The organism is uncultured Methanobrevibacter sp. (genome assembly GCF_902769175.1).
In the GTDB taxonomy this organism is placed as follows: Archaea; Methanobacteriota; Methanobacteria; order Methanobacteriales; family Methanobacteriaceae; genus Methanobrevibacter.
This window is the reverse complement of record NZ_CACXNW010000007.1, coordinates 30226-43274: the sequence shown is the minus strand read 5'-3', so window position 1 is coordinate 43274 and position 13049 is coordinate 30226. Positions and strand designations below refer to the sequence as shown.

Genomic DNA, 13049 nt, shown 5'->3' with positions numbered 1-13049 from the left:
CTTTGATGATATATATCTTTTTCCAATCTTTAAAAAAGGAAATGTGGTTGGAGGAGTAAAAAGATTATTTTTTCTAAAGCTTGTTTAGAACTTAATTGATTATAAGAAATCATAATCACAGTAAAGAAAGATGAGTTCATATGAATTTAAAATGTTATTTAGGGGGTTTTAAATATATAATCATTTGAAATAGTTAGGGGAATAGAAACTAGTGTAAAAAGATTTAGTTTTCTAAAGCTCACTTAGAGCTTAATTAATATCAGATGTCTAAGCAAGGTAAAAGAAGATTTTTATAATATATTTTAGGAGGTAAAATATGGAAGCAATAGAAATAATTAGAGAGATAGAAACTAACAATAACCCATTTATTGATGGCTTGGATTATTATATGGATTGTAGAGTCACCGTAAATAATGTCAGAACAAGATGTGAACAAATCAGCATAGTTCAATGTGATATGCATGACTATGGCAGAACTGGAATTCATCTTTTGCTTGAACTTCGCAGAGGAGAATGGATCACTTGGGTCTTCCTTGATGAAATAGAAAGTTTAGAGGTTAATGAGTATAAATAATCATTAACTCTAAAAAGTTTGAGTTTTGGAAAATTTTTTAATTTTCCTCAATTTCTGTTAAAATAAATTTATAGATAATATATTTATCAATTATCCTATTTTTTTTATTTTTCATATTTTTTTTTTAAAAAATCAGCTTTCCCTTCTGCATTGATTAAATAATTTTTATATAATGGCTTTTTACCAATTAATCTATTTTTTATAATCATCACAGCTTGTTTTTTCACTATTGTCCTTAATTGAACATACACCATTTTGTGATAATGCACAGTTTAAACAGTTTTGCTCTTCCTCTGCATCAGGAGCTGCAACTATTTGCTGTAGAGATAATGTGAAAATGCCATTTAAATGTTCTCCATTGGTTTTTTTAGGACCTCTACCTACTATATGTGATAAGCTTTTCAAATAGCATGGAATGTCTCCAGTTCCTCCAATATCAACTTTAATCTGTTCATAGGAATTGAACTTACTGAAAAAATCGGTTCCTTCCTTCAATTTTTCTTGAGGAGCTTCAAATTTAAAAATCATCATCTTATTTTCCAAAGAGGTTATTTGGACATATTTATCATCAAAAATAAACTCTTCCCCATTATCTTTTTTAAATATAACTATTCTTGCAATGTCAGACATGTTTAATCTCCTAATAATGTATGTATGATAATAGTCTCTTATAGTATATTATTGTTTGCATTTATTAAAACTATTGCTTGTAAAATTAGATTTGATGTTTTTTTTAGAAATCTAATATTTGTTTGCATTTATGAAAACTATTTGTTGTAAAATTAGAGTTTATGATTTTTTTTTAAAATCTAATAATATGCTTTTGAAACTTTAATCTAATGAAATCTATTAAACTTAAACCTTTTTTTAAATTTGTTCCAAGAGTATTTTATAGCTAAAGCCATCAAAGGATAACTTATCTTTTATATCATATACCTCATTATTTTCCAAATTTTTCAACTTAATGTCATCATTTGATAAAATGCTTAAATTCAGCTCTTTTTCAGTGGAATTATTTAAAATAACATAAATATTTTCATTTTCATAAGATCTTTTGAAAATTAAAAAATCAGAATTTTCTACAAAATAAATGGATCCCCTTTTAAATGCATCATTATTGTTTCTCATATGGCACATTGAACGATAATGATTATAGATTTCAGAATTTATGTTGGTCCATGGGAATGGGCGCCTATTATCTGGATCGCCAGCTCCATCCAATCCTGCTTCATCACCATAGTATATCAATGGAACTCCTGGCAAGCTTAAAGAAAGCAGGATAGCTAATTTTAAATAATCAACATTTCCTTCTAAAAGATGATATACCCTTTCTATGTCATGAGTTCCTAAAAAGTTTAGCAATGAATAAAAATATTCAATGGGATAATTTTCCAAAAGAGAATAAAATCCTTTAATGAATCTGGCTGAATCATATTCTCCATTTGAATATTGTAAAATTAAACCATGCAATGGGTAATTGGTGACTGATTCAAGTTCACAGCCACACATATATTCATGAATTTCATTCTCTGTATGATATCTGAAATTGGTTCCGTCATTCCATAACTCTCCAATAATCACTGAATTAGGATTGTTCTTTTTTGCAACTGCATATACTTTTCTTAGGAAATCATCAGTCAACAAGTCTGCAGCATCTAATCTCCATCCTTCCACTCCTAAGTTCATCCAATAATTCACTATTGAATCTTGATTAAACAATAGATAGTCTAGAAAATCCTCATTGTCTTGCTTATGTTCAGGTAGAGTGTCAATGCCATTCCAGCATTGATAATCATCAGGGAAACTGTTAAAGGTATACCAATCAAAATAAGGGGATTCTTTAGATTGATATGCGCCAATAGTTTCATATTTGGAGTATTTATTGAAATATTTGCTGTTGCTGCCGGAATGATTAAATACTCCATCCAATATCAAATGCATGTCTCTTTTTTTCATTTCTGAAACTAACTCCTTAAAAGTTTCTAAATCTCCAAAATCACTTGTAATTTTTTTATAGTCTTCAACATCGTATTTGTGGTGGCTTTCAGATTCAAAAATAGGGCTTAGATAGATTATGGAAACTCCTAAATCCTTTAAGTAATCTAATTTGTTAATTATTCCTTTTAGATTGCCTCCGTAAACTTTCCATAATTCTTTATCCACTGTTTCTAAGGTTGAAGAATCATTGTTAAACCTATCTACAAATATATGATAAGTTATTCCAGTTTTAAACCATTCTGGAACCTTATATTTTAAATCATAAACATAAAAGTGATAATGGCCTTTTGGTTTTATAGAGCTAAGCTTTCCAATGCCTCCCTGCAATTCCTCATTATTGGAATAATAATATATTTTATCTTCAACTTGAAATTTGAAATAATAGAAAATCGGTCCAATATACTTGGAAGTGTTTAATTTTAAATAGTAAATAAAATAATCTCTATCTTGCCTTAGACATTCTAAATCGTATTCTTCCTTGCCTAAGCTTGAATTAAAGATCATTTTTGCTTTGCATTTATGATTGGCTTTTATTTTAAATTCAACATCTGCATTTATGGGAATTGCTCCAAAAGGTCTTTTATACTCCAATTCTTGTGAATCATAAATTACTTCAAACATCAATAGCCCTCACTTTTAGCATTCCTTCCTTTATCTATTTTGTGTAATTTGTAGACAATATTAAGATGTCCTTAATATAAATTCATTTTTGTCTTGTATTATTTCACCATTTTCCTATATAATCTAACATAATTTTTTATTCTGTGGTCCCAATGGTTATCAGATTCGAATGCATTTTTCATTAAATTCCTCCATCTTTTTTTATCATTTAGATAGATGCTGGTTGCAATTAATATTTTATCTGTTAATTCATCAGAAGAATATTCATTCATCTTAAAACCATTGACTCCATCTTCCACAGTATCCTTTAATCCTCCAATATTTGTTACAATTGGAATAGAAGAATAATGTAGGGCTATTAACTGACTTATTCCGCAAGGTTCAAAATAGGAAGGCATTAAAAAGATATCTGATGCAATGTACAACTCTCTAGCAAGTTCAGAATCAAAGTCAATGATGGCATGTAAATTTTCATGCTTGAAATTAGAAAACTTCTCTTCAAACTCTTCAACGCCAGTGCCTAACAATATAAATTGGGTTTTATCTATGAAGTTATTTAAAGATTCATAAACAATATCCGAACCCTTTTGAATACCTAATCTGCAGATATATGTTATTAAAGGGATGTTTTCATCAATCTTCAAATCAAATTTTTCTTGTATTCTTGCTTTATATTCCTTTTTAACATTCAAGTAATCATCAAAATTATCAGTTTCTCTGTCATGAAAACTGGTGTCCAAACCATTTATAAATCCCTTGATCCCTTTTTCCAAATACAAATCCTCTAAGCCATTTCCCCATTTCTCTTCTTTCATGCCTTCTGCATAATCTGGGCTGACTGTCAATATCTCATCAGATTTTAAAACTGATTCTTTTAATAGATTAATGCTGTCTTGAGGCCATGGGGAATTTATATAATATTCAAGCAATGATTTCTCTTCATCGCTTTGAAATTCATAATACCCTTGGAATAATGCATTATGGATTGTAAGGACAAATTTTGGAAGAGGATTCAAATTGGAATTTTTAAAGATATAAGAAACCATACCTTCATGGTAATCATTAGTGTGGACAATATCAGGATTCATGTCTTTTTGAACTATTAACTCATAAATAAAACGGCAGAAAAATGCCCATCTAAGCAAATCCTCCTCATAACCGTAAATGTTTTCTCTATTAAAGTAATATTCATTGTCAATCAAATAAACATTTGTATTATTTATTTTTTTATATAAAAGATTTGCACTGGTTTGTTCTTTTGGGAATCTAGAATCATCTAAGCTTATTTCATCAATTTTTTCAAAGTCACTGCTATCTAAATTCCTGTAATTAGGTATTACTGCATAAACTTCAATGTCATTATACTTTGATAAGCTGTGACAAATTCCTGTAACTGCATCACCTAGCCCTCCAGTTTTCAACAATCCTTCAAATTCTGTAGATGCCATGATTATTTTCATAATAAAACTTCCCATTGCAATGTGAATAAGTAATTCCCGAAATCATATATTATTTCATCCTTTTTGCTTTCTCTCTCAAACATATTGAATTTTCTCTTCATGTATTCCATATAAATCCATTTCTTCCTTTGAAAAAATTTTTGCATTGTCATATTATTAAACTTCAAAATTCCATTCCTTGGGTATTTCTTTAACATATATTCATATGTGGTCTTAAATAGGTTGAATCCATAAATTTTATTATATGATATATTTTTTTCATAATATAAAATGTGCTTTTTTTCAATATCATTAAATTTATTTTTTTTCATATATAAAATGTGCTTTTTTTCAATATCATTAAATTTATTTCAGAAAATCTGGATTTAAAAAAAAGAATAATAATTTCTATGAGCCTTTTATATTTTGTAAAAACTTTCTTAACGAGTTTAATAAAAAATAAATGATGATATAAGTAAAGCAATTAATTATATGGGGCTTTATTAAGTAAATAATGATAAAAAAGTAATGCAGTGGCTCATAAAGCTTAATTAAATAAAATGGGGATAAAAAACTAAGTAGTTCATCAAAAGAACTTAATATAAGTTTTAAAGTTCCAGTTTTTTTTTAACATCATTGCATCAGTAAAAAAAGAATAGATTTTTATCTATTCTTCTTAAGGAGATTCGAACAAATCCTGCAATTCTGGTGAATAATCAAGAGCCTTAATCAAGAATCTTGAAATCAAATCATTATCAGATCCTCCATCATCAAGATGCATTATCATTTGATTAACGAATGTTGAATCAGGATAAAGTTTATTTTCGAGTTCATCGAAATCGATTCCTTCCTTTTTTAAATTATCCGCCAATGCAACCTTAGCTATGCATGCTTCAAGGATATGCTCATTTTCAACAGTATCCAGTGTAAGGCCAAGATTTTCCAATTCTTTTGTCACTTTCTCAATTACTTCTATTATTTTATCACCTTCTCACATTATATGTGCAAGTACTTTATTGAAATGGTACAATATAAATGTTTGTTATTAAGTGGAAAAATTATGCTTTGCCAATAGATGAAAATGATTCTATTAATTGAATTAAATAATTTTAAAAAAATATCGAAATAAAGAATTGAAATTAAATAAAAAAGCATTAAAAAAAGTTAATAAAAATTAGAAACAAATAAAAAAAAGAAAAAGAAAAAGAAAAATTAATTGTGATAATATTCTTTATTGTTAATAACTAGATCAGAATGACCTGAAGTTAAAGCAATCATATCACGAGCGTGGAATAATTTTTTATAATTTATTCCATAGTATCCTGATTTGATTTGAAGCACCTTATTATAGACATCATCTTGGGAAACACCAATCTTATCAGCAAGTTCCTTAAGACTTCCAGTTCCGTATAAAGTGTAAACGGAATATGATAATTCATCACAGTTAATAGGTTCAATGAGATGAGTGTCTACAATGTATTGAACTTGATTAGGGGTCATGTTCGCATATTCTGAAATTTCTTTGCAGCTATGTCCAGTAACATACATGCTATCGATTTCATCAATTATAGGAACAATGTGTTCAATATCCAATTCATTATGTTTTTTATAAGTTGGTCGAAGTAAAGTTCAATTAATTCATAATTGCTTTGGGTATTAGCCTTTTCTAATGTAGCAATGCCTATTGGCTTATTAACGTTCTTATTTTCCTTATCTGGTGTATCATAGATAATAGTATGGTTTAATTTAACAATGTCTTCTTTTGAATCAGCAGTTTCGTTAGCAACAACTTCATCATCAATGCCATTAATTGAATCAATAGTTTCATTAGCAACAACTACATTATCGATATCATTAATTTCAATATCATTAATAGTGCCGTTATCTGCAGCTGATGCTATACCTAGCCCAACAATGGATATGATCATTATAGTAAAAGTGAATAATATATTTCTATTCATTATTATCATCCTTTATTAAAAATTTTTATCGTGTTCTTAACACATTTAATTATTATATTAAAGACATATATAAAGATTTTCGCATGTAAGCACTCATTTGCATCTTTATTTTAAAAAATAAAGTTTTTAAATGTTTATAAATAAGATATAAGTGGATTTTACTCTTCAATTTAAAAAATAAGCATTTTTAATAAAAAAAGTTTTTCAAATAAATTTATACAATCCCAAATTCCTAAACTTTTTATTTTCCCAAAATTTCTATTAAGGAATTTGACCAAACTTGGTTTAATTTTCAATTTAACCCAATATTCCATGCACTATTTATTATTTAAAGATGCAAGTAAATACTTGCATATAATAACATTTATATATTTCTTTCTTAATACTTAATATGGGAAAGTCCTATAAAAAACAAGAATGGTTAATCGAAATACTTATGAAATAATTTTTCTTAAAATAATTTTAAAAAATAATATCTTTAAAATATTATTCACATATATTTTAAAAATATTATTTTGAGAGTGAAAAATTTTATAGGCTTATTTTAATTTTGTCAGATTTCTTTAAAAATAAAAATTAATGTTCTGATTTTAAGCCGAAACTTTTTTACAATCTCATTATTTTTAATTTTCATCTTGAGAAACATTTGTTCTTAAAATAATTTTAAAAAATAATATCTTTTAAATATTAATTTTTTAAAAAATTCCATTAACCTTTTATTAAAATCTTTTTTTATAGAACTTTTTTTAAATTTTAATGGTGAAAGAATGAAAAGAACCACAATAATTTTAATTTCATTATTTATTTTGGTATTCGGTATTGGCTGTGCTTTTTCAGCTGATTTGAACTCTCATTCCATTGTTGAAAAAATTGATAGTGGAGATCATAATGTTCACAAAGCAATAGTAAGTTCTGAAAGACCAGGCATCTTCACAAGCAATCCTGATGAAAGGTTACAATCTTCTAGGAATAGGACTATTTCTGTTTCTAATCCTGATGAAAGGTTACAATCTTCTAGGAATAGGACTATTTCTGTTCCTAATCCTAATGAAAGATTACAATCCGGTGGAGATGTACCTATCGGATGGATAATTGATGGTGGGGACATACCTAGTTATAAAGATCCCAACAACAATACAAATTTAGGATAACCTATATAAACCCTTTTCCTGAATTTTAATTGTTAATGAAAATTTAGATAATCTTATCTAATTTTGGGCTTTGTTGAAATCCTATAAATTTATATAAAAATTTTTAAATTTCACTGTTAAAAAGATTTAAAATAAATTTTTAAAAAGGTTTTCAACAGACCCTAATTTTTTACTTTTTTTTTAAATCTATTTTGTTTAGCAAAACTTCTGTTTAAAGAACTTGATCAAACAAAATGCAAAATGGAGAATGTGACACGATACATTTTAGTCAAAATTCGATAAAGCATGTCAAAAATAAATTAAAACAATTAATAACTTTTAGATAATTTGATTAAATATTTAAAAAAAAAATAATAAAAAGAGTGAAATAAATGTTTCAGTAGTCACCGAATACATTATCATTTAACATTAGTATAATCAAGCCCATTAAATCGTTATGTTGCAAAATAGAGATTAAATTTCCCTATTCTGGATAAATTAAACCTTCAGGAACACCATAATCACTGTATTTTTTAGCAATTCTCTCTACAGTTCCATCCCTATACATTTCATCCAAAGTTCTTTGAACTTGATCTTTTAATTCATGATTATCTTTTGCAAATGCTACCCCATATTCTTCAGTGTTAACTGTTTCATTTAGGATTCTTGTATTGGTATATTTCTCCTTAACCATATATCTTCCTAAACAGCAATCAAGTATTATAACATCACAATTTCCAGATACCATATCCTTAAATGCGGTGTTGTATCCATCCACTTGATTTATTTGCTTAAAAGTTTTGTTTAGAGTGTCATTTTTTGCAATTGTATTTAAGATTGAACTTCCTTTTTGAACTTCTAAAACTGTGCCATTCAAATCATCCAGAGTTGTGATATTTGAATCCTTGTTAACAACAACATACTTGGTATTGTTAAAGTAAGGCTTAGTCCAAAGGTAATCATTCTCTCTTCCATTGATAGTGAATTCACTCCAAATACAGTCAATTTCCTTACTATCCAAAGAAACTTTTTTAGTGTTCCAATCTATAAGTGGCTGTGCTTTGAATGTCCAATTATTCCTTTTAGCAACCTCTTGAGCTAATTCAATATCAAAACCAGTATAAGTGGCATTGTCAGACACATAACCAAATGGAGGAAATTCACTATTGAATCCAATGACAAATGCACTATCTGGATTGTTATCAAAAGTCTCAGGATTACCTAAGAAATCAAAAAATCCGAAACCAACACATACAATTATTAAGAGCATTAAAATAATTGATATTGATATTGTTAATTTTTTCATTACTCTCGCCCCAATTAATTATATTAGATAATTAACTCTTTAATTAAAAATTAATTAATCTAAAACATTAATATTATACATAATTATAATTTATAATCTTTTATTAATAAAATTTCTGAAATAAATTCAATACTTATCTAATTTTAAAAGTTTGATAAAGTTTAGCAAAACTTCTGTTTAAAGAACTTGATTAAACAAAATTTATTAATGCCAAAGAATATAATACTAATTAGGTGATAAAATGGAGTACACTTTTGATCGTCCAGAAGGATATGGTAGATTTGAAAATACTTCAGAAGTACTAAAAATGGAAGAACTAGATAATGATGGTAAAAAAGCCCATATTAAAAAGTTATGGCAAGAAGACCCTAAAAAATATTATGAATGGAAAGCATGGTGTATAGCTAGAAATAGGTTGCCTGACTTTTTCGGTACTCGGGATAATCCTATTCCTATTGACGAATCTAAATTATAAAAGCTATTTTTGTTTAACAAAACTTCTGTTTAAAGAACTTGATTAAACCCTTAAAATTTTTTCTTATTTTTCTAATTTAAATGCTAACTGCTTCTTCTTTTTGCTAAGTTTTGTGTAAGGCTTTTTTAACACTGTTATAGGGGGTAGGTTTCCACATTTTTGCTGTTTTTACATATAAAGTTTTCTTCTTAAAATGCTTGATTTTGAGGAAGGGGTTTTATAACTGTGTATGTGGCGTAGGTTTCCACATTTTTTAAAAATAGTTTTTTTTATTACAAAATTATATATACAATCTTAAGTAAAGATTATATTGTCGCATCATATTTTATGACTGATGTTTATGGTCCTTCTATGAGGGAAGCTTTAGCTGTCGATGATTAGGAGAAACCCGGCATTAGATAGGCTGCCTGTTTCGAGGGTTACTCGTGGAGGAAAGGGTAAACTACCTGTGAAGCAAGAGAGTTAGTATACGGGCAAAATTATTTAATAATTTCTTAAAAAAATAAAGAAATATTTTTATTTTAGGTTTAATCCAATCATATAATTTTTATTTTAGGTTTAATCTAATCATATAATAAAAAATAGTGGTTGGGTTTATATGGGAGATTATCTAATCGAAACATCTGTCATGGCTTATATAATTCTGATATTCCAGCATAGTTCGAGCTTAAAAAAAGTCTGAAAATCAACTGGATTATATCAATGATGTTAGATGCTTGTTAGAGATGAAATCAACAAGCTTTCTCTTTTTTTGGGAATAAATTCATCACTGCTAAAAGCAAGAAAAATTGTGTACAAATATTTACTATTTCCAATATCCAATGAGTTAATGCAGAATTCACATTCTCTATGGATCCACACATTCCCATAAGTATTACAAAACAGAATGAAATGGCTAGAAAGATTATTGGTTTCTTTAAGTTATTTTCTTTTGCTATCTTAATTAAGGAAATATAAAGAAGTGCCTCTCCAATCACTCCTAATATTATCCAGAGCATATTCAGATAAGCAACTGGAATCATTAATCCTGTACCGCACCATTTGCTTAAGTCTTCTTCTTTAAAAACATTAATAAAAAGAGAGCTTCCTGCAGTTAAAAGACCAATTCCTGTCATGACTATTAAATGTCCTGGTGGGGTGAATTTTAAAAATCCTAATCCTACTATTAATTTATATGTTGGGATTATGAATCCCATGATTAAAGACATTGACATTCCTATAACAAAAAGGGTGTAGAGCTTTTTTTCCATTTTAGATTTCAAATTTTTTTTCAAGATTAAGAAAGAGCATAAAAATAAGATGGGAACAAAAAAATCAACAATTGCTAATTCAACAGAGAACCCAACCATAAAAATCACCTATTAATTTAGTTAACTGTTAATATATTTAATTTATTAATATATTAAATTTCCTTTGATTTACTTAAAATTAGTTGAATATTTCTTCTAGTTTGGCAGGTAAAGCATTGTTTAATTCATATTTTTAGATTTTTTTAGTTTTTAAATCTTTTTTGTATTGGTCTTTTTTTAGAATTTTTCAAGTATTCTGCCATAGACTTTTTTAAGTTCTGGGTCGGAATTGTTATACATCCTTTTTATAATTAGCTCAGGTGTACTTTTTGCAAGGTAATTCATCTTAGGAGTTCTATCTACAATCAGATTGTAGTTTTCATCAAGCCCTGTTGCTTCTATTCCATCTACACGAATGTCTGTATATTTCATCAATTCATTTGCCATGTGAGTTACGATTATTGCAAAGGAATTGCTTTCCTCAATCATTTCAATGAAGCTGGAAATGATTTTAACAGCTGCTTCCAATTCGGTGATTCCTTCAAGCTCATCAAGGAGAACCAGTTTTTCTGAGTCACTTGTAACAATAGGCATAAATACATTCAGGAATGATTCAAATGCTCCTGCATCCAAAGATCTCTTTTTGGAAAAGTGATAGATTTCATCTAGCAATTTAATCTTTGCAGCCTTTGCTGGAACAGGCATTCCCATCTGTCCAAGGATTGCTATTTGGCTGATTGTTTCAAGCAAAGTGGTCTTTCCACCACTGTTTGCTCCAGTCAATAATGCAATATTCTCTTTTTCATTCAATTTATAATCGATTCTTTGAATTTCCTCTTCACTGATTTTCTCTTTCAAGCATAATTCCAAGTGAAGTGCCTGATGAAGGTCATACTCATTGGAAAACTCAGGCTTGTTCAAATCATAGAGGTATGCAAAGCTTCCTAATGCATATTCATAATCGAATTTGATTATCTCTTCAACTTCCTTTTCAGCCTCTTCCTTAATTGATGCCAACTGTTCTGCAGCAGTGCTTTTCTTATCAAAGTAATTGTTTTCAGAATTTGAAAGAATTTCCATCTTCATCCTTTCAACTTCCATGTCATCAATTTCAATCGGATACTTCTTGATGAATGGGTCAAATGAAACTCCACTTTCTGCCTTAATTGTTTCCTTTGATTTACTTAAAATTTCGTTAAATATTTCTTCTAGTTTGGCAGGTAAAGCATTGTTTAATAAGTCGAGTACTTCATCTCCTTCAAGGTCAATATTTTGAATTCTTTCTTTCAATTCTTGGTCTATATGTCTTTTTTCATTATTAACAATTTCGTCCAAATCCACTTCTTTAGTCTTGTAGCTATCAAGCTCATCAAGTATTGGACCAATGTCATTAAGGACGGTTTCCTCGCCTAAAATTTCCTTGATTTTAGAAACTCTTTCAAATAAGTCTTTGTTTTCCTTGAAATAGTCTAATATCACTTCAGGTACAAGCTGATAAACTGGAGCATCCTTGTTTATCATAATTAAGTTAGGCATGTCTCCTAAGTCAAGGAATCCTTCAGTGTATATGTAAAAGATTAATTCATATCCTTTCAATTCTTCCTGGAAGAATGGTGAATCAGAGGCGGTTAGTATTGTGTAGTATTTGTTCAATCCTAAATCCATTAGGTAGTCGGCATCTTCATGGCTTTCTACAAGTATTGCCTTAGCTGCATCATAGTTTGCTTTGGATTTCTTGGGTGTGTGCAGGTTTTTCATTAGCTTATCCAAGTCATATAATGGCAATTGGCTTACTTTCTCTTTTGCATTCATTACAAAATCCAATCTTTCATTGATGATGGCTTCATCTTTTATAGGAGCAAGGAGCAGAATTCTGTTTTTAGAGTAGGAAGTGTTTGAATAGCCAACTATCTTTTCTATTATCTCTTCGTACAGTTGGATTGCCCTTTCGCTTTTCAAGAACTTTTGGGCAGGATTTCCAATTAATTGGTTCATGATTTCAATTGCCTTTCTTTGGCTGATTCCTTCAATGCTTATTAGTCTTTCAAGGTCAAGATCATCAATTACTCGGTTTAATTCCTCTTCTCCTCCCAATTCACCAATAATCTTTTGAGATAATTTGTCTCCAATTCCCTTAATGTTTTGTAAATTTGCTCCTTCCATAAGATTACCTCAATTTAAGAATGATTAAATAATTTCTTACATTTTTTAAAATAATTAAATTGCCTTTTTTTCTTTGTCATATTGTTAATTTCT

General features: G+C 28.4%; 13 protein-coding genes. 3 read left to right on the top strand and 10 right to left on the bottom strand.

Annotated features, from left to right (window positions below):
* Positions 1 to 316: 316 nt before the first annotated feature.
* Positions 317 to 574: a hypothetical protein gene (locus QZV12_RS03400; RefSeq protein WP_295617221.1), complete on the top strand. Its 258-nt coding sequence runs from the start codon at positions 317 to 319 to the stop codon at positions 572 to 574.
* Positions 575 to 766: 192 nt separating this feature from the next.
* On the opposite strand, the gene QZV12_RS03395 is transcribed toward QZV12_RS03400, so the two are convergent.
* The 7 genes from QZV12_RS03395 to QZV12_RS03365 all read right to left on the bottom strand — a co-directional run bounded on the left by QZV12_RS03395 (position 767) and on the right by QZV12_RS03365 (position 6593).
* Positions 767 to 1204, bottom strand: coding sequence for a hypothetical protein (locus QZV12_RS03395; protein ID WP_295617217.1), 438 nt, complete (start codon positions 1202 to 1204; stop codon positions 767 to 769).
* A 237-nt stretch (positions 1205 to 1441) separates the two neighbouring features.
* Complete coding sequence (locus tag QZV12_RS03390; RefSeq protein ID WP_295617214.1) at positions 1442 to 3193, bottom strand: glycoside hydrolase family 13 protein; 1752 nt, start codon at positions 3191 to 3193, stop codon at positions 1442 to 1444.
* Positions 3194 to 3291: 98 nt separating this feature from the next.
* The gene (locus tag QZV12_RS03385; protein WP_295617211.1) at positions 3292 to 4653 is read right to left on the bottom strand and encodes a glycogen synthase; all 1362 of its coding nucleotides are present in this window, start codon (positions 4651 to 4653) and stop codon (positions 3292 to 3294) included.
* Positions 4650 to 4964: a hypothetical protein gene (locus tag QZV12_RS03380; protein ID WP_295617207.1), complete on the bottom strand. Its 315-nt coding sequence runs from the start codon at positions 4962 to 4964 to the stop codon at positions 4650 to 4652. Before QZV12_RS03380 ends, QZV12_RS03385 begins: the two co-directional genes overlap by 4 nt.
* Positions 4965 to 5308: 344 nt before the next feature.
* Positions 5309 to 5590, bottom strand: a complete 282-nt coding sequence (locus QZV12_RS03375) for a hypothetical protein (RefSeq protein WP_295617204.1) — start codon at positions 5588 to 5590, stop codon at positions 5309 to 5311.
* 254 nt (positions 5591 to 5844) lie between these two features.
* Positions 5845 to 6225: a hypothetical protein gene (locus QZV12_RS03370; protein ID WP_295617201.1), complete on the bottom strand. Its 381-nt coding sequence runs from the start codon at positions 6223 to 6225 to the stop codon at positions 5845 to 5847.
* Positions 6198 to 6593, bottom strand: coding sequence for a hypothetical protein (locus QZV12_RS03365; RefSeq protein WP_295617199.1), 396 nt, complete (start codon positions 6591 to 6593; stop codon positions 6198 to 6200). The genes QZV12_RS03370 and QZV12_RS03365 overlap by 28 nt, the downstream gene beginning before the upstream one ends.
* A 767-nt stretch (positions 6594 to 7360) precedes the next feature.
* Here QZV12_RS03365 and QZV12_RS03360 point away from each other — a divergent pair.
* Positions 7361 to 7744, top strand: coding sequence for a hypothetical protein (locus QZV12_RS03360; RefSeq protein ID WP_295617196.1), 384 nt, complete (start codon positions 7361 to 7363; stop codon positions 7742 to 7744).
* Between the two features lie 463 nt (positions 7745 to 8207).
* Here QZV12_RS03360 and QZV12_RS03355 read toward each other — a convergent pair whose 3' ends face one another.
* Positions 8208 to 9029: a transporter substrate-binding domain-containing protein gene (locus tag QZV12_RS03355; RefSeq protein ID WP_295617193.1), complete on the bottom strand. Its 822-nt coding sequence runs from the start codon at positions 9027 to 9029 to the stop codon at positions 8208 to 8210.
* 241 nt (positions 9030 to 9270) lie between these two features.
* Here QZV12_RS03355 and QZV12_RS03350 point away from each other — a divergent pair, with 241 nt between their 5' ends.
* Positions 9271 to 9504, top strand: a complete 234-nt coding sequence (locus QZV12_RS03350; protein WP_295617190.1) for a hypothetical protein — start codon at positions 9271 to 9273, stop codon at positions 9502 to 9504.
* 731 nt (positions 9505 to 10235) lie between these two features.
* On the opposite strand, the gene QZV12_RS03345 is transcribed toward QZV12_RS03350, so the two are convergent.
* Both QZV12_RS03345 and QZV12_RS03340 read right to left on the bottom strand, forming a co-directional pair.
* Positions 10236 to 10712: a hypothetical protein gene (locus QZV12_RS03345; protein WP_295617187.1), complete on the bottom strand. Its 477-nt coding sequence runs from the start codon at positions 10710 to 10712 to the stop codon at positions 10236 to 10238.
* Positions 10713 to 11030: 318 nt separating this feature from the next.
* A complete protein-coding gene (locus tag QZV12_RS03340; RefSeq protein WP_295617184.1) occupies positions 11031 to 12956 on the bottom strand; it encodes an endonuclease MutS2 in 1926 nt (641 codons plus the stop codon).
* Between the last annotated feature and the right edge of the window lie 93 nt (positions 12957 to 13049).